The 17,657-nt window shown below is 73.6% G+C and carries 13 protein-coding genes; 9 read left to right on the top strand and 4 right to left on the bottom strand.

The genetic code is table 11. The features are described 5' to 3' along the window. Nucleotide 1: 1 nt before the first annotated feature. The 5 genes from ACFWVV_RS18030 to ACFWVV_RS18010 are packed head-to-tail and all read left to right on the top strand — an operon-like array spanning nucleotide 2 to nucleotide 6,998. Entirely contained in the window at nucleotides 2-1,048 is a 1,047-nt protein-coding gene (locus ACFWVV_RS18030) for an aminomethyl transferase family protein (protein ID WP_384351743.1), read from the top strand. Beyond that, entirely contained in the window at nucleotides 1,048-3,498 is a 2,451-nt protein-coding gene (locus ACFWVV_RS18025; protein ID WP_384351740.1) for a beta-ketoacyl synthase N-terminal-like domain-containing protein, read from the top strand. Before ACFWVV_RS18030 ends, ACFWVV_RS18025 begins: the two co-directional genes overlap by 1 nt. 11 nt (nucleotides 3,499-3,509) lie before the next feature. Continuing rightward, nucleotides 3,510-4,262: a hypothetical protein gene (locus tag ACFWVV_RS18020; RefSeq protein ID WP_384351738.1), complete on the top strand. Its 753-nt coding sequence runs from the start codon at nucleotides 3,510-3,512 to the stop codon at nucleotides 4,260-4,262. Beyond that, nucleotides 4,259-5,470, top strand: a complete 1,212-nt coding sequence (locus ACFWVV_RS18015) for a hypothetical protein (RefSeq protein WP_384351735.1) — start codon at nucleotides 4,259-4,261, stop codon at nucleotides 5,468-5,470. Before ACFWVV_RS18020 ends, ACFWVV_RS18015 begins: the two co-directional genes overlap by 4 nt. A gap of 43 nt (nucleotides 5,471-5,513) precedes the next feature. Further along, nucleotides 5,514-6,998 carry an MDR family MFS transporter gene (locus ACFWVV_RS18010; protein ID WP_384351732.1) on the top strand — a complete coding sequence of 495 codons (1,485 nt, stop codon included), beginning with the start codon at nucleotides 5,514-5,516 and terminating at the stop codon, nucleotides 6,996-6,998. On the opposite strand, the gene ACFWVV_RS18005 is transcribed toward ACFWVV_RS18010, so the two are convergent. The 3 genes from ACFWVV_RS18005 to ACFWVV_RS17995 form a co-directional block, all read right to left on the bottom strand. After that, nucleotides 6,992-7,627, bottom strand: a complete 636-nt coding sequence (locus tag ACFWVV_RS18005; protein ID WP_384351729.1) for a response regulator — start codon at nucleotides 7,625-7,627, stop codon at nucleotides 6,992-6,994. The two genes, ACFWVV_RS18010 and ACFWVV_RS18005, sit on opposite strands and share 7 nt — an antisense overlap. Before the next feature lie 3 nt (nucleotides 7,628-7,630). Beyond that, on the bottom strand, nucleotides 7,631-8,851 hold the full coding sequence (locus tag ACFWVV_RS18000; protein ID WP_384351726.1) for a sensor histidine kinase: 1,221 nt from the start codon (nucleotides 8,849-8,851) through the stop codon (nucleotides 7,631-7,633). A gap of 193 nt (nucleotides 8,852-9,044) precedes the next feature. Continuing rightward, complete coding sequence (locus ACFWVV_RS17995; protein ID WP_384351724.1) at nucleotides 9,045-10,022, bottom strand: UbiA family prenyltransferase; 978 nt, start codon at nucleotides 10,020-10,022, stop codon at nucleotides 9,045-9,047. A 208-nt stretch (nucleotides 10,023-10,230) separates the two neighbouring features. Between ACFWVV_RS17995 and ACFWVV_RS17990 the strand changes: the two genes are divergently transcribed. Beyond that, nucleotides 10,231-12,171 carry a BTAD domain-containing putative transcriptional regulator gene (locus ACFWVV_RS17990; RefSeq protein ID WP_384351721.1) on the top strand — a complete coding sequence of 647 codons (1,941 nt, stop codon included), beginning with the start codon at nucleotides 10,231-10,233 and terminating at the stop codon, nucleotides 12,169-12,171. Nucleotides 12,172-12,238: 67 nt separating this feature from the next. On the opposite strand, the gene ACFWVV_RS17985 is transcribed toward ACFWVV_RS17990, so the two are convergent. Next, complete coding sequence (locus tag ACFWVV_RS17985) at nucleotides 12,239-13,075, bottom strand: helix-turn-helix domain-containing protein (protein ID WP_384351718.1); 837 nt, start codon at nucleotides 13,073-13,075, stop codon at nucleotides 12,239-12,241. A gap of 170 nt (nucleotides 13,076-13,245) precedes the next feature. Between ACFWVV_RS17985 and ACFWVV_RS17980 the strand changes: the two genes are divergently transcribed. The 3 genes from ACFWVV_RS17980 (at nucleotide 13,246) to ACFWVV_RS17970 (ending at nucleotide 17,650) form a co-directional block, all read left to right on the top strand. Continuing rightward, entirely contained in the window at nucleotides 13,246-14,481 is a 1,236-nt protein-coding gene (locus ACFWVV_RS17980; protein ID WP_384351715.1) for a CynX/NimT family MFS transporter, read from the top strand. Nucleotides 14,482-14,721: 240 nt separating this feature from the next. Continuing rightward, nucleotides 14,722-16,068: a PLP-dependent aminotransferase family protein gene (locus ACFWVV_RS17975; RefSeq protein ID WP_384351712.1), complete on the top strand. Its 1,347-nt coding sequence runs from the start codon at nucleotides 14,722-14,724 to the stop codon at nucleotides 16,066-16,068. A gap of 406 nt (nucleotides 16,069-16,474) precedes the next feature. Next, complete coding sequence (locus ACFWVV_RS17970; protein WP_384351709.1) at nucleotides 16,475-17,650, top strand: NAD(P)/FAD-dependent oxidoreductase; 1,176 nt, start codon at nucleotides 16,475-16,477, stop codon at nucleotides 17,648-17,650. The last annotated feature ends 7 nt before the right edge of the window (nucleotides 17,651-17,657 follow it).

Below are 17,657 nucleotides of genomic sequence, written 5' to 3'. Positions count from 1 at the left end.
CATGACCACGCTCACCGCCGCCACCGCCGCCCGCACCCTCACCGAGGACTACGCCACCCTGCGCACCGCCGTCGGGGCCTACCGCGTCCAGGCTCCGCTGGTCCGGCTGACCGGGGACGAGCGGCTCACCCTGCTTGACCGGCTGCTGGCCAAATCCGCCGACTTCGTCGAGCCGGAGACCGTCCGCGAGGTGCTGGCGCTGAACGCCGACGGCAGCCCGTTCGCGCTCCTGCTGCACTTCGAACTCGCCGACGAGTCCTGGCTGCTGCCGCGTACCCACGTCACCGCCGACGCGCTGCGCGCCCACTTCGAGACGGTCGGCGTTCCGGCCGGTGCGCACGTCGAGGTCGAGCCCGGGGGCTGGGGTGCGAGCGCCTTCGAAGGCCCGACCGCCTGGTCCGCAGCGGCCGGATTCCTCGACTACGACATCTCCGGCCTGCCGCTGCACGGCATCGCCGCGTCCGGACTGCCCGGGGAGCCCGCCGCCCTCGCCCACCTCGCCCGGGTCGGCACCACCGGCGAGTACGGCTATCTGCTCCTCACCAATGCCCCCGACGCCGCCCACGAGGCCGTACTCGCCGCCGTGGCGGCACAGGACGGCGCGCCGGTCGGCCCCGAGGCGCTGGCCCGGGTGCAGGCGGAGGCGGGTATGGGCGTCTTCGGGTCCGGCTTCGGCGGCCTCACGGTGAACCGGGCCGACCTGTCCTGGCTGGTCGACTGGGACCGGATCGGTGAGTTCCACGGCTCGGACGACCTGGTCGCCCCGGGCGCGGGCGAGACCAGGCTGGCCGCCGTCGCCGCCCCGGCGGGTGCCGGCTTCACCGCCGGGACCCCGGTCACCGTCGCAGGCCGCACAGTGGGCACCGTGCTGTGGCAGGCCCCCTCCGCCAATCCGGAGGAGGAACTCCTGCTGGCCGTCCTCGACAGCCCGTTCGGCGTCCCGGGTCTCGACCTGACCGCCCAGGACGAGCAGGACGCCGACCGCCCGGTGCGCACTGTCACGCTGCCCCGCGTCGTCGCCCGCTCGCTCACCACGAAGATCGCCTGATGGGCAACGGCACGCACGCCCCGACGGGCGAGAAGACGCACGCCCCGACGGGCGAGAAGACGCACGCCCCGACGGGCAAGGAGGCGAGAACCGTCATGAGCACGGGTACGCGCACCAGCCCGGCCGTCGGCGCCCCGGCGGACCGGACCATCGCCCTCACCGGCCTCGGTCTGATCACCGGCGCCGGGGACGACGTCGAGAAGAGCTGGGCGTCCATCGCCTCCGGCACCTCCGGCATCCGTACCAACACCCTCTTCGACACCTCCGAGCTGCTGACCGACTGGGCGGGCATGGTCACCGGCGGACAGCCCGCCGGGCTCGACCGGTGCTACGCCCTCGCCTCCGCCGCCATCCGGGAGGCCCTGCACCACAGCGGACTCGACCTGGACACCGTCGACCGGGACCGCGTAGCCGTCGTCGTCGGTTCCAGCCTCGGCGCGATGCCCACCCTGGAGAGCGTGCACCGGGAGCTGGTGCACGAGGGCCGGCTCGACGCCGAACGGGCTGCAGCCGCCCAGCTTCCCTGCGTCGGCGACCACATCGCCGCCGAGTTCGACCTGCGCGGCCCCCGCGTGGTCCTCTCCAACGCCTGCGCCGCCAGTGCAGTCGCCCTCGGGTACGCGGCCGAACTGCTGTGGAAGGGCGAGGTCGACCACGTCGTCTGCGGAGGCGTCGACCCCCTCGCCGAACTCTCCGCGTACGGCTTCAGCGCACTGGGCGCACTGGATGAGGAGCCCTGTTCGCCGCTGGCCGCCTCCACCGGGCTCACGCTCGGTGAGGGCGCCGGGTTCATGGTGCTGGAGTCGGTGCGGCGGGCAGAGGGGCGTGGCGCGCGGGTGCTCGCCGAGCTCGGCGGGTACGGGCTCTCCTGCGACGGCTACCACCAGACCGCCCCCGACCCCAGCGGCAAGGGCGCCTGCTCCTCCATGGCGCAGGCCCTGGACACCGCCGGGCTCACCCCGAAGGACGTCGACTACCTCAACCTGCACGGCACCGGCACCCCTGCCAACGACGCCTCCGAACCCAAGGCCCTGAAGCTGCTGTTCGGGCCTGACATCCCGCCCGCCAGCTCCACGAAGTCGATCATCGGGCACACGCTGGGTGCGGCCGGCGCGGTGGAGGCCGTCGTCAGCATCCTGGCCCTGGACCGGGGCGTACTGCCGCCGACCGTCAACTCCCGCGGCGTGGCCTCGCCGTTCGGCCTGGACGTCGTACCGGAAGCGGGCCGGAAGGCACAGCCGCAGGTAGTGCTCTCCAACTCCTTCGCGTTCGGCGGCAACAACGCCTCCGTCGTCCTCAACAAGCCCGGCAGAACTGCCCGCCCGGCCCGCCACCCCGCTGCCGAGCACGAGGTGGTCGTCACCGGCGTCGCCGGCCTCGCGGGCTCCGCGGGCGACACCGAGTCCCTCCTCGAAGCGCTGCGCGAGAACCGCCCCTGCTTCGGGGCGACCGAGCACGTGGAGGGCATCGGCGACGTCCCGGTCGGCCGGGCCGACATCAAGGCCGCCGCGCGCGGCACCAACCCCAGCCGGGCCCGCCGGATGGACCCGCTGAGCCTGCTGGCCGCCTCCGTCGTCGGCGACCTGTACGCCCGCCACGGCAAGCCGTCCCGTACGGAGGCGGAGAGCACCGGCATCGTCTTCGCCACCGGGTACGGCCCGGTGACCTCGGTGCTCCAGTTCCACGAGGGCGTACTGCGCCGGGGCATCACCGGCGCGAACCCCTCCCTCTTCGCGAACACCGTCGTCAACGCGGCGGCCGGGCACGTGGCGATGCTGCACCGCTACCGGGGCTACACCGCCACCATCGCGGGCGGCGGCACCAGCTCGGTCCTCGCGCTCCAGCTAGCCACCCGGGTCATCGCCCGCGGCGCCGCGACACGGATCATGGTCGTGATCGCCGACGAGTTCCCCGCCCAGGCACTCGCCACCCAGGCGGCCCTGCCCGGATACGCGCGCTCCCTGCCGGTCGTGCCCGGCGGCCGTACCGGAACCGTCCTCAGCGAGGGCGCCGCCGCGATCCTCCTGGAGAGCGACACGGCGGCGCGGGCGCGGGGTGCGGAGCGGCTCGCCACCGTCCGGGGCTTCGGAGCCTCCGGCGAATCGGTCGGCATCGGACGGCTCGGCCGCGACGGCCTGGCGTGGGCCCGCGCGGTCCGCTCCGCGCTGGCCGACGCCGGGGCGGCCCCCGAGGAGATCGGCACCGTCGTCTCCGCCGCATCGGGCCACCCCTTGGTGGACCTGAACCAGGCCCGTGCCCTGCGAGCCTCCGGTCTGGACGGCCGCCCAGTGCTGGCCCCGAAGGCGGTGCTCGGTGAGACGTACGGCAGCGCGGGTGCGCTCGGCCTGATCGCCGCGCTCGCCGCTCCGGCCGCCCCCGGCCCCGTACTCCTCTCCTCCTTCGCCCACGGCGGCAGCTACGCGGCGGCCGTGTTCGACACGGGGGCGTGATGGGCACCCTGATGAGCCTGATTGCCGACCCGGTGATCCGGGGCGGCGCCGGAGAGCGGCACGCGGCCGGTGCCGGAGCGGGTGCGGCCGGTCCCGCCCCCGCCCCCCTCGGGCGCCCCGGCATCGACCTCCTGATCACCCACCATCCCCGACTGCCCCGCGACCGCACGGGACGCCGCCTCCACGGATCCGGCCGCGCCCTGATCGTCGCCGCCCTGGACACGCTGTACCGGGCTCCGGTCACGGGCGCGGGCCTCGTGCGGGACGCGCACAAGCGGTGGTCGCTGCCCGAGTACGGGCTGTCGGTCTCGGTGGCGCACTGCGACGCGTACAGCGCCGTGGCCTTCGCCGCCGGGCCGCACGTCGGCGTGGACCTCCAGGACGAGCGGGACCGGCCGCACGCCATGCGCTGGCTCGGCACCCTGCTCGGCCGCGAACAGCCAGCCGCGCTGCGGGACTTCGCCGAGTGCGAAGCGCTCATCAAGGCCTCGCACCTGGCCAAGGAGACCTTCGCCGGTACCCGCCTGCCCGATTGGCGGCCCGGCTGGCGCACGACCAACGTCCCCGCCTACCAAGTGAGTTCGACACACCTGGGTGCGCTGCCGGCACCCGCCGCACTCCGTGCGGCGCCCGGCGGCACCCCCGCGCCCGTCCTGCACCTCGCCCTCGCCGCTGACGCCGCCGCCGACGTACGCCGGTGGTGGCAGCCGGGCCCCGGCGAACCCGTACTGCGCCTCGGCGCCCCGACCCCGGAGCCGGTATGACCACCGCCGCCGTACACCCGTCCGGCCGGGCGGCAGCCCCGTACACCTACGTCCGGCGCATGTCGCAGATCGAGCGCGGGTACCTGAACGCCGCCGCGACCGGAGTGCCCCAGCTGATCCAGATGGTGGTCGAGGGAGAGGGCCGGATCGACGCCGGGGAACTGCGGGAGGCGGTACGCGTCGCCACCCTCGCCGGCCCCGGACTCGCCGTGCGGCGGCGCGGGGCGTCCTGGCGGGCGGACGGTCCGCCGCCGTCCGTGACCGAGCTGCCGTACGACGCGGGGTACGACCTGCCGTTCCTGCGGGGCGACCTGGACGTCGTCACCGGGCCGGTCTGCGAGGTCGCCCTGATGACGGGACAGGCACGGGAGCCCGCCGACGCCACGGCCCCCGCCCCCGTCCGGCTCGTCGTGCGGGCCAGCCACGTCGTCACCGACGGGCGCGGGCTGAGGCAGTGGATCGCCGACGTCTTCCGGGCGCTGCGCGGCGAGGAGCCCGTCGGCGCGGACTCCCTCGTCGACGACACCCACTTCCGTACCGCCGCCGGACGCGTAGCGCCCCTGGAGCCGCCCGCCAGGCGGGCCGGGCTGCCCGCGGCCCTCGGGCACGGCCCGTCGGACGGCGTGCCGCTCTGGGTCCGGCGACGGGTAGCGGCCCCTCCGTCCGCCGTCACCGCCCGCATCGCCGCCGCCCTCGCGGGTGCGCTGCCCGGCGACGAGGGCCGCCTGATAGTCCCCGTGGACCTGCGTCGCCATGACCCGGCGGTGCGCTCCAGCGCCAACCTGACCTCCCAGCTGGTGCTGGACTTCACTCGCGACGACACCTGGAGCGTCCTGCACGGCCGCCTCGTGCGTGCCCTGCTGCGCAAGGCCGACGTCGCCTCCCTCGAACGCGACTTCCTGCGCCGCAACCCCTTCGCCAACACCCTCGCGGAAGCAAGGGGGCTGGACGGCACCCGCTTCCCGTGCACCGCCATCGTCACCGACCACGGCCGGATCGACCTCGACGATCTCTCCACCGGCCGCTTCCGCCCCATTGCCTTTTACACGCTGCCCATGCTCGTTCCGTACGCCGAGATGTTCCTCAGCACCTGCCGGATCGGCGACGAGACCGAGGTGACCCTCTCCTGCCGCGACCGGGCCGGTGCCCGTGAGGCGGCCGAGCGGGTCCTCGACGCGATCGAACGCGCCCTCACCGACGGCGTCTGAAACCGGCCCCCCGCGCCCCCTTCCTGAAGGACGACTTCCTGCCATGTCCCTGACCCAAGACACCGAACCCATCGACCCCGCCCCGCCCGAGGAGCCGGAGGCCGCGCCCGCCGGAGCCGCCAGGAGCGGTCCCTCGCCCTTCCTGACGATCGCCGTCGCCGTCGCGGGCGGGTTCCTCGCGCTGCTCGACACCACCATCGTGAACGTGTCCCTGGAGGAGACCACCGCCCGGTTCGGGGCGCTCACCCAGGTGCAGTGGGTGGTCACCGCGTATCTGGTCGCGCTGGCCGCGTCGATGCCCGCCAGCGGCTGGCTGGCCAACCGGTTCGGCGTGCGCAGGGTCTTCGCCGCCTCCGTGGCGGTGTTCGCGATCGGCTCCGCAGCCTGTGCGCTCAGCCCGAGCCTTCCCTCACTCATCGCCGCCCGCGGTCTGTCGGGGGGCGCCGCCGGTCTCCTCGTCCCCGTGTCGACGATCCTGCTCACCAGCGGGATGCCCCGCGAACACCTGGGCCGGGTACAGGCGTTGAACGGCAGTGTCATGCTGATCGGCCCGCTGCTCGGGCCGACGATCGGCGGACTCCTGGTGAACTTCTGGGGCTGGTCCTCCGTGTACGCCGTCAACGTCCCCCTGTGCGTGCTGCTCCTCGTGGCCACCGTGCGCTGGGTGCGCCCCGACGCACCGGCTGCCGGCCGGAGCAAGCCGCTGGACGTGCTGGGGCTGCTGAGCGCGGCCGCCTGCACGGTGTGCACCGTCCTCGCCGTGCACGCCTTTTCCGAGACCGGAACGAGCGCGGACCCCGCCCTGATCACCCTGCTCGCCCTGGCCGCGCTGAGCGGCACGGTCTTCGTCGTACGCGAACTGCGCACCCCGCACCCCCTGCTCGACCTGCGGCTCTTCCAGCACGGCGTCTACCGCACGGCCGCGGTCAACATCTTCTGCCTGGGCTTTGTCCTGTACTCGCCGATGATGCTCATCCCGCTGTACTTCGAGTCCGCGCGCGGCGAGAGCCCGGTGGCCACCGGGCTGCTGATGTCCGTCGGCGGCATCGGCGTGGTGATCGCCGGAGTCGGCTGCCGACCGGTCATGAAGCGCCTGGGCGGCGGTCGTACCGTCGTGCTCGGCATCCTGCTCACCATGCTCGCCACCTGGCCGCTCACTTCGCTGACTGCGGACACCTCCTACCTGCTGGTGTGCGGAGCCCTGGTGGTGCGGGGCCTGGGCACCGGACTGACGATCGTGCCCGCCATGACCCGGGCCTTCGAGTCGATCCGCCCTGAGTCCATCCCGGACGCCTCCGCCCAGCTCAACCTGCTCCAGCGCATCGGCGGCGCTCTGGCGATCGCGGTCGTGACCGTGGTGCTCAGCAACGCCGCGCACGAGACGCACGGCCTGGTGGCGGAGGCCTTCGCCCGCTCCTTCGGCTGGCTCCTGTGGGTGTACGGGGCGACGCTGCTGCCCGCTCTGGCGCTGTACGCGGCGGACCGCGCACAGCGGCGTTCCGCCGTCGACGGGCCGCGCGGTCAGTAAGTACGGGCGGAACGGACCCGGTTGACGGCGTCGAGACGGGAGCTGGCGCCCAGCTTCTCGAACACGTTGCGCAGATGGCGCTTGACGGTTCCCTCCGTGATGCCGAGACGACTGCCGATCTGGCGGTTGCTCAGCCCCTGCGCGACGAGTTCCATCAATTCCCGCTCGCGCGGGGTCAGCGGCGGCGGAGCGGGCTGGTGCCCGGGGCCCGTCGTCGGCCTGGGCAGGAACGTGGTGGTGCCGCCCGCCATGGCACTGCGGATGGCGGAGACCAGGATCTCCCGGTCCACCTCCTTGTGCAGATAGCTGGCGGCGCCCCCGGCGAGCAGCGCCTCGATCAGCCGGGGGTCGTCATGCATGGTCAGGAACATGACCCGGGCGCCCGGGGCGGCCCGCCTGATGTTGCGCAGGTTGGCCATCGGGCCGGGCCCCGGCATTTCCACGTCGAGCAGGACGACATCGGGGCGGTGCAGGGCGGCCAGCTCGACGGCGGCTTCGCCGTCGTTGGCCTGGGCGACCACGGTCAGGCCGTGGTACAGGTCGAGGAGTTCGCTGAGCGCCTGGCGCATCAGCCGGTGGTCGTCCACCGCGAGGATGCGGATGGTCTCGGAACCCGCGGAGGTGCCCATGAGTCAGACCGTCCGCTCGGCGGCGGAACCGGGGGTCCCGGTGGTCCCGGTGGTCCCGGCGGTCCCGGCAGGCACGACGGAACCGGCGGCCCCGGTGGGCGCTTCGTCCGCCGGGAGCGGTATCCGGAACCGGACCTCGGTGCCCTGCCCCCGGGCGCCGACCAGCTCCAGGGTGCCGCCCAGCCCCGTCACCCGCTGGCGCATGGCGATCAGACCGGACCCGCCGGATGCGGAGCACGCCCGGTGTTCTGCCCCGTCCGCCGACGCCAGGGCGTCCGGCAGGCCCACTCCGTCGTCCGCGACCACCCCGTGCACCGCCTCGGGGAAGATGCTGACCGAGATGTCGATGTGCTCCGCCGCCGCGTGCGCGAAGGCATTGCGCAAGGCTTCCCGTACCACCAGGAACACCTCCTGGCGGAAGCGCTCGGGCAACCAGGTCTCATCACCGTCGATCCGGGTCCGTACGTCGGCCGGCCCGGCGGAGGCGGTGGCGCTGTAGGAGTCGATCTCCTGCTTCAGGTTGTCGTGCAGTTCGTTGGCGCGCAGACCGCTGACCAGCGACCGGGTGAGGCGGAACACGTCCCGCAGGGCCTGGCGGGCGTCCGCGAGCCGGTCCCGGCTGCCGTGCACCCCGGTCTCCTGCTCCATCGCGTACAGGTCGAGGCAGCGCAGGGCGAGGCCGATGCTGCTGCCGACGTGGTCGTGGAGATCACGGGCGAGCTGGTGGCGGCGCTGGTTGCTGGCCTCGCCGACCCCGCGCAGAGTGGCCGAGTCGTATCCGATGGCGGCGGCGCCCACCCGGGTGGAGATGGCGCGGTGCAGGGTGCGCACCGCGCTCATGAGTCGGGGCAGGGCGAGTTCGGCGGGCAGGGCGCCGGCGGCCTCCTGCATGGTCGTCACCGCGGCGTCGAACAGGACCCGTGCCGCGTGCACCGAGTCGACGGGGGACACCTCGTCGTGCGAGCGCCGCACGCCCAGCGCCATCGAGACGAACTCGGCGTCCCGGGACACGTCTTCGTCCGCCCCGTACAGCGCGCCCAGACACTCGGTGAGGATCTCCCGGCCCTGCCGCTCGCAGGAGGACCACAGCTTGGGGTGCAGCACCAGCGGGCTGCCGGCCTCGCGGAGCGCCTGGGCGTAGACGCCGAGTGTGATGTCGACGAGCTGTTCCAGTCCCGGCGGCTGCTCGCCCGCACGGGTCAGCTGCTCGGTGGATTCTCCCACGGTCCCCGTCTCCCTTGGTCAGACATGTGGGGTGATCGTAGCAACGGTGTACGAACCGGCGGTTCGCGGCTTTCCGCAGGTGGGAGCGGTCGGACGGCAATGGGCGGCAGGCGGCGGGCCCGGTGCGTCCGGCAGCGGGGGCAGGCGGTGGCCCCGGTGCGCCCCGGCAGCGGGGGCGGGCGGCCTGCCGGGCTCACTCCGGCAGCAGCAACGCCGCCAGTGCGATCAGGTGCACCGCGTACTGCGTGACCATCCAAGTGCGGTACGGGGCTCGGGCGTTGACCTCCGGGTCGGACACGTGCAGGCACCGCATCGCGAGCCACCCCGCTCCCACCACCAGCACCGCGGCCGAGAGGTCCAGCGGCAGCCGGTGCACGAAGACGGCCGCCCCCGCGAGCCCCAGTGCCAGCACCCCGCCGAAGACCGCGCAGAACACCCGCGCCGCTCGCTCCCCGCGCACCACCACCAGGGTCCGCCGGCCGCCCAGCGCGTCACCCTCCGCGCTGCCCAGGTCCTTCGCCACGGCGGCGATCAGCCCCACCCCCAGCGAGAGCACGGTGGCGAACACGATGACCTCCGCGGTCAGTGCGCCGCCCGCCGCGGACGCCCCGGCCAGGTACGTCGTCGCGGCAGCGGCACTGGTGACCAGCGAGGCCGACCAGGAGCGGCGCTTGGCGGCCACCGGGGGCGCGGAGTAGGCGAACCCCAGCGCGAGAAAGACCAGGGCCGACTCCGCCACCACCAGACCCGCGGCACACGCCGCGAGCAGTGCCGTCGCGGCCAGCGCGCCCACCACCCGGCGGGCCGTGCGCTCGCTCAGCACGCCCCTGGCCAGCGGTCTGGCGGAGCCGTTGGCCCGGTCCTCCGGGAGGTCGGTCACCCCGTTGAAGAGGTAGACGCAGGTGGTCGCCGCCCACCAGCAGAGCAGTCCCGGCAGCAGGTGCCGCACGTCCGGGAGCCGGTGGGCCTCCGAGGCGGCCAGCAGTGCGCCGGTGGTGAACCGCAGGACGAACATCACCTGCACCAGCGGGCGGGCTTCCGCCAGGCAGTGTCTCAGGCGGGCGGGGAGGAACGCCCCCGCGCGGGCAGCCGGTCGCGCCACCGGGCGAGTGGCCGGACGAGGCAAGGACGGCTGCGCCAGCGATGCCTGAGAAAGCGTTATGTGGGACATGATGTGAACGTATGTGTGGAACCAGTGGTTCCGACGTGCCTCTTTGGAGGTACGCGCATGTGTCCTGCGAGGCAGGTCCATGGAGGGGGAGCGCCGTGGCCGCCTAGCGTCGCCGATGTCCTGAGAACCCGGTCCGCATTCCGGCCCGAGCTCCGGGACGAGTCCGGGAGGAGTCCGGACGGCGGCGGCGGGGGAGAGGGAGAAGGCCATGGAATTCCAGGTCCTGGGGACGCTGGAGGCATGCGAGGACGGGGTGCCCGTCCTGCTGCGCGGCATGCGCAGACAACGTCTGCTGGCCCTGCTCCTGCTGCACGCCAACCGGGTCGTCCCCCTGCGGGTGCTGGTGGAGGAGCTGTGGGAGGACCCGCCGCACTCCGCCCGCCAGCAGGTCCACAACGCGGTCCGCGACCTGCGCCAGGCGCTCGCCGGGGCACGGGACGTCACCCTGGTCACCGCCGACGTCGGCTACCGGCTCCAGGTCCCCGCCGGCGCAGTGGACGCCCACCGCTTCACGGACCAGGTCCGGGCGGCCGGCGCGGCCGACCGGGAGGGCCGCACCGGCGAAGCGGTACGGCTGCTCCAGGACGCCGTCGACCTGTGGCGCGGCGAAGCCTGGACGGGCATCGACTGCCCGTCCGTCGTCGCTGCCGCGATCCGCCTCGGCGAGCAGCGGCTGGCCGCCCTGGAGACCCTCATGGAACTCCGTCTGCGCATGGGCGAGAGCGCCACCCTGGTCGGCTACCTCTCCGAGCTGGTGGCCGGACACCCGCTGCGCGAGCACCTGCGCGGCAGCCTGATGACCGCGCTGCACCGCAGCGGACGCCAGGCGGACGCGCTGCGCGTGTACGAGGAGGGCCGCCGCTTCCTCACCGAGGAACTCGGGCTCGTACCGGGCCCGCGCCTGCGCCGCCTGCACGCGGAGGTGCTGGCGGACGACTCCTTCCACGGCGACGCGGCGAGCGGCCCGGACGGGCCGGATGCCGTACGGGAGTCGACCGCGGGTGAGTCCGAGCCGACTGGCCCGGACGGGCCGGAAGCCGTACGGGAGTCGACCGCGAGTGAGTCCGAGCCGACTGGCCCGGCCGAGCCGGACGCCCCGAGCGGACCGGGAGAGAACACGGCATCCGACCCCGCCCCCTCGGGCGGCGGCAACTGTCTTCCGCACAGCATCGCCGACTTCACCGGCCGCGCGGGCGAACTCGCCCGCCTCGACGGCATGACCGCCACCGGACGGAGCGGTGAGGACCCCCCGGTGATGGTGGCGATCGACGGCATGGGCGGAGTGGGCAAGACCACGCTGGCCGTACGGTTCGCGCACCGGGTGGCCACGCGTTACCCCGACGGTCAGTTCTACGTGGACCTGCACGGCTACAGCCCCACCCAGGCGCCGCTTCCCGCCCGCGAGGCGCTCGGCATGCTGCTGCGCGCCTCCGGGCTCGAACCCGCCCGGATCCCCGACGCTCTGGCAGAACGCAGCGCCCTGTGGCGGGCGCGGCTGGCGGGGATGCGCTGCCTGGTCGTAATGGACGACGCGGCGGACAGCGACCACGTCGCACCGATGTTGCCGGGCGCCGGGGACACGCTCGTCCTGGTCACCAGCCGACGCAGGCTCACCGCGCTGGACGGAGCGTTGCCGCTGCACCTGGACGTACTGCCGCGGGACGACGCCGAGACGCTGTTCCGCAGGATCGCCGGGGAGCGGCGCACCGCCCCGGAGCCCGCCAGGACCGCCCAGGCAGTCGAACTCTGCGGACGGCTGCCGCTCGCGGTACGGATCGCCGCGACCCGGCTGCGCGACCGCCCCGCCTGGACGCTTGCCGACCTGATCGGCAGGCTCTCCGGCGCCGGCGCGCGCATCCGCTTCCTGCGGACCGCCGACCGTGACCTGATGGCCGTCCTGCGGGTGTCGTACGAGCGTCTGCCCGCGGCCCAGCGGCGGCTCGGCCGCCAACTCGGCCTGCACCTGGCCCCCACCTGCGACGTGGCGCAGGCCGCAGCCCTCACGGGGCTGCCGGACGAGGAGGTGGAGCGCTGCTTCGAAACCCTGGTGGAGGACAACCTCGCCCAGGAGGTGGCCCCGGCCCGGTACGCCCTGCACCGCCTGCTCCGGGACTGCGCACTCACCCTGCCGCTGCCCGCCGCGGGCTGAACGCACGGCCGCTCGCCGCCGCCGGCCGCATGCACCGGGCCCAGGAAGAGATACCGCGGAACGGCCGCTACGAGATGGAACGGAGGCGGCCGTGGGCCTGGTGCTGGAGCTGGTCGATGGCCTGGCTCGTCCGGTCGTCGGCAGGGAGGAAGACCACGAGTTGCTGGGTGTCCGTGGGTAGTTCGAGCGTCTCGCGGACCAGGCGGAGCTGGTGCCCGGACGGGTGGCTGAGGCGGAGAACGCCCCGGCGCGGGACCACGGGGCGGTGGAGGCGGCCGGTGAAGTCCGCTCCGGCGACCGGGGAGAGCTCGGCGGTCAGCCATTCGAGGTTCTCCAGCGACGGGGCGTGCCAGAGGTCGAAGGCCTGCTCGTCCGCGACGTCGTCCCAGTCGACGAAGAACGACCGGGCGCGGGGGTCGGTGAACAGAAAGCGGTTGAGGTTCGGGTGGGCGGCGTCGAGCAGCCCCGTCCCGGTGGTCACCGACCGGTAGCCGCTGGTGTGGGCGAGGACGTCGCCCAGCCTGTTGGTCACCATGGCGACACCGGGTTCCAGCAGGGCGAGGGTCCGCAGCACGGAGGGCCGTACCTGACGGGGCGGCGGCACCGGCCGGATGTGCACCGAGCACTCACCACCGGTGATCTTCGCCAGATAGCGCAGGTGATTGCGCTCCGACGGCTCCAGGCACAGCGCGTCGGCGAGTGCCTTGACCACCATCGGCGAAGGATTCCGGTCGCGGCCCTGTTCGATGCGGGTCAGATATTCGACACTGATACCGGCACACGTCGCGAGGTCCAGACGGCGCAGACCGGGAGACCGGCGGCGCTCACGCACCGGCAGCCCCAGGGATTCCGGCTGGACGCTGTCGCGCTTGGCCCGGATGAAATCCCCCAACGGCGTCCCCATGCGGCCAAGGTACAGCCCCTGTGGCCGGGCGCGCAGGGGCTCGTCGGAGCATGGCTGGTACGAGGGGAGCGGGGGGAGCGGGGGCGGCCGGCCGGGCCGAGGGTGGCCCTGGCGGGGCTAGCCTCGGCACGGCCTCGTTGTCACCGTCGCACGGCTCGATGATGGCCGCCATGGAGAACACGTCGACGAAGCGCTCCGGACAGGCCCTGCTCGTGTTCGCGCTGCTCGTGGTCGCGGCCAACCTGCGGGCGAGCCTGACCGGTGTCGGACCGTTGCTGGACCGCGTACAGGCCGATCTGGGACTGGCCCCGGCCATGGCGGGCCTGCTCAACACCCTGCCGCTGCTGGCGTTCGCGGCCCTGTCCCCGATGGTGCCGCGGCTGTCCGCACGATGGGGGGCCGAACGGCTCCTCGGCGGGGCGCTGGTGGTGCTGACCCTGGGGATCGCGATCCGGTGGGTCCCCTCGGCAGCCGGACTGTTCGCCGGGACCGTACTGATCGGGGCGGGCATCGCGGTCGGCAACGTCCTGCTGCCGAGCCTCATCAAACGCGACTTCCCCACCAAGGTGGGCCTGCTGACCAGTGCGTACGCCACGGTCATGGGCGGTGTCGCCGCGGTCGCGTCCGGGGTGGCGGTGCCGATCAGCGAGGCCGCGCCCGGTGGCTGGTCCACCGCGCTCGGCTGCTGGGTGCTGATCGCGCTGGTGGCCGTCCTGGTGTGGCTGCCGCAGATGCGCGGCTCGCGGCCCGCGGCGCAGGCGCTCCGCGGCCACCGGCTGCCCTGGGGCTCCGGGCTGGCCTGGGCCGTGACGGCGTTCATGGGACTGCAGTCGCTCGGCTTCTACGTCGTGGTGACGTGGCTGCCCCAGGTCTTCCAGGACAACGGGGTCAGCCCGGCCGCGGCGGGATGGCTGCTGTTCCTCTTCCAGGCGGTCGCGGTGCTCACCAGTCTGGCGGTGCCCGGCGCGCTGCGGTGGGCCGGTGACCAGCGTGCGCTGGCGGCGGTCTGCTCGGCGATCCTGTTCGCCGGATATCTGGGGCTGTTCCTCGCCCCTGGCTGGGCCCTGCTGTGGAGCGTGGTGCTCGGCCTCGGCGGCGGAGCCTGCCTGGTACTCGCCCTGGCGTTCATGAGTATGCGTGCCAGGGACGCCGCTTCGGCGGGCGCGCTGTCCGCGATGGCGCAGTCGATCGGGTACCTGCTGGCCGCCGTCGGACCGGTGGTCTTCGGACTGCTGCACACCGTCAGCGGTGGCTGGAAAGTACCGCTCCTGCTGATGTGCGTCGCCGCGGCCGGCCAGACCGCCGTCGCCCTGGTGGCCGGGCGGGGGACGGTGCGCCCGGTGGGCGACGGAGAGTCGGAGAAGGTCCCGCCGACGCCGGAAGGCGCCTCCTCGCCGGGGCGCTGACGGACCGGGCGTCGCGAGTCCGGACGCCGGGGCCCACGGATGGGCGCCGTCACGGGTCCGGACGCCGGGGCCCCGGGAGCCTGCGGGACCAGCCGTCTTCGTCCCGCGAGAGATCCATTTCCGTACGGTGGGAAAAGTGGTGGCCGGCCGGGGGAGGGCGCCGCGCGCGGCCGGCGCAGAGCGGTACACACGGGGGAAGAGTTGTTACCCATAGCCATAGACAGGAATGCGCGGTGCTCCATGGCCGTGCAGATCCAGTCGGCCATCAGAGAACGTATCCAGGACGGCACGCTGCACCCGGGTGTCCGGCTGCCGTCGAGCCGTGACCTGGCCGGAGACCTCGGGGTCTCGCGCAGTGTCGTCGTCCAGGCGTACGCCCAGCTGATCGCCGAAGGCTGTCTGCGTGCCACCCAGGGGTCGGGCACCACGGTGGCGACCCATCTGCCGCGGCTGCGGCGTATCGCACCCCGGCCGGACGGCGGCCCGGAAGCACGCTACGACCTGCGGGTCGACGCGATGGGATCGGCCTTCTTCCCCGCCCGCGAGTGGCTGCGGGCCTACGAGGCAGTGGGCCGGTCGATCGGCGGGGCCGGACCGCGCCGGCACCCGCTGGGGGTTCCCCGGCTCCGGGAGGAACTCGCCGTGTACCTCGGCCGTTCCCGGGGCGTCCTGGCCACCGCCGCCGAGGTCGCCGTCACCGCGGACTTCGACCACACCGTCGGCGTGCTGTGCCACGTCGTCCTCGGTGGACTCGGCATCCAGCACATCGCCGTCGAGAACCCCGGCCTGCCCTGGCAGGTCGGGCTCGCCAAGCACGCCGGACTGCGGGTGACGGGGGTGCCGGTGGACCAGGAGGGCATCGACGTCGAGGCGCTCGCCCGCTCGGGAGCGCGTGCCGTACTGGTCACACCGGTGTCCCAGGTGCCCACCGGAGCCGTACTGTCCCCCGGCCGCCGGGAGGCGCTGCTGCGCTGGGCCGACGCCGCGAACGGCTGGATCATCGAGTACGACCGTGAAGGGCACCTGTGGTTCGGTGCCGGCAGCGGCCCGCTCGCCCTGCAACGGCACCGGCCGGAACGGGTGATCTACACCGGATCCACCGGGGCCCTGCTCGGTCCGTGCGTACGGCTCGGCTGGGCGGTGGCGCCCGCCGCGGTGACCGCCCGGCTCGGCCGGACCCAGCTCGGTGCGCCCGACCCGCTCACCCAGCTGACGTTCGCCCGGTTCCTCGCCTCCGGACTGCTGGACCAGCACGTCCGCCGGATCAGGGGCGTCTTCAGGACACGGCGCGCGGCGCTGGCGGACGCCGTCGAGGAGCATCTGCCGGGCGCCCGGACCACCGGCGGCCCCTCGGGTACGCACGCCTACGTCCAACTGCCGTGCGGGGTCGATGACGTACGGCTGGCCGGCCTTGCCCGCGCCGGGTCGGTGCTCGTGCACCCCGGCCGTCAGTTCCAGCTCGGCCGGCGCCCCACTGCACCCGCGATCGTGCTCGGCTACGGCGCGGTACGCAGCGGGTTGCTCCCCGAGGCGCTCGGCGTGCTGGGCACGGCGCTGCGGCGGGCGGAGGGAGCACTCGCGGTGTGATGCGCCCGGCGCGGTGATCCACCTGCCCCGCACCCGCGGGGCCCGGCGCACTGCCGGGCCGGGCGACCCCTTCCACCTGCACCGATACGTCACCTCGCGTACGCGACACCGGCGTTGGACGGCCGGACCAGTTGGCCTCGTACCGACCGGACCACTGGGGTGATTCGTTGCGCCGCGGCCGAAGACTGTGATGGCCTGCGGCTGGCGAGGAACCCGGGTTGCCCGCCTCCCGGCCACCCCGGGCGGGGACGGGAAAGCAGCCAGGGTCTCCGGCTTTCCGATTCCCCGGCATCCCGGCTCTTCGACTCTTTCAAGCCCCCTTCGATTCGACCTCTTCGCACTCGCCGTAGCGACCACACCCGAACAACGCGTCCGATTCGTGCACGCCCGAAACCTGGAGGGGATTGTGAAAACTGTAGGCGTGGTGGGGGCCGGTGTCATCGGAGCCTGTGTGGCCTTCTGCCTTGTGCAACGCGGAGTGCGGGTGCACTGCGTGGAGCGGGCACGGCCGGGAGGGCTGACGTCCGAGGTCAGCTTCGCCCGGCTGAGCGCCTACCAGCAGCCCACGTACGCGAGGTTCGAGCTGAGCCACACCGGCATCATCGAACACGCGCACTTTGCCCGGCAGTTCGACGTCGCTCCCTGGTGGCACCCCACCGGCAGTCTGGCCTGGAGCGACGCCCAGGGCTCCGGTGGGGGCGTGGCCGGCGACGACCGGTCGTTCGCGGAGATCGTCGACCGGCTCAGCGCCTGGGGGTACCGGGTGAGCCGCACCGACGCGGCCCGGGTGAACCGGGAGTGGGAGCCGGGCATCGCCTTCCCGGACGCCCGCACCCCGGCCGTGCTCTTCCCGGACGAGGGCTGGATCGACGGACCCGTACTGGCCTCCGCGCTGATCGAGGCATCGCAGCGGACGGGACTGCTGTCCTTGTCGCACAGCACGGTCGACGACATCGAGGTCGCGGGCGGACGCGTGGTGGCGATGCGGCTGGAGAACGGCGAGCGCATCGGCGTTGACCACGTCGTCAACGCCGCAGGACCCGAGGCCCCCACCGTGGCCAAGATGCCCGGAGCCCCCGTAACCTCCGCCTTCGCACCCGGCGCGGTCGCCACCCGCAGCAGCCTCGTGGTCGACCTCCTGACCGGCTCCGATCCGGTGGCCCACGTTCTGCGCGGCGCCGAGGCGCACGCCAGGCCGGCAGGTCCGGGGCGGGTGCGGGTCCGCTCCGATCAGGTCGACGCCCGGCTCGCCGCCGGGCTGGGGCCCGACCCCGGCGACGAGGTCGTCAAGGAGCTCCTGGAGCGCGCGTACCGCACGGTCCCGGCACTGGAGTCGTCCACCGTCGCGCGGGCGCGCATCGCCACCGCCGTGTTCCCGGCCGACGGACTTCCCAGCGTCGGCGCACTGTCCAGCGTCCCCGGCTACTACGAGGCGTTCGCCAACAGCGGTATCACCCTCGCTCCTTTCATCGGGCGAACGCTGGCGACGCAGATCACCACGGGGGAGACGCACCCCCTGTGGGCCCGGTGCTCCCCCGACCGTCTGCGGGCGACACCCCGCACGACGTCCGACCCCAAGTGAGGAATGA

The organism is Streptomyces sp. NPDC058663 (genome assembly GCF_042716745.1).
Lineage (GTDB): Bacteria > Actinomycetota > Actinomycetes > Streptomycetales > Streptomycetaceae > Streptomyces.
The sequence above is the reverse complement of the archived record's forward strand: the minus strand, read 5'-3'. Positions and strand labels throughout refer to the sequence as shown.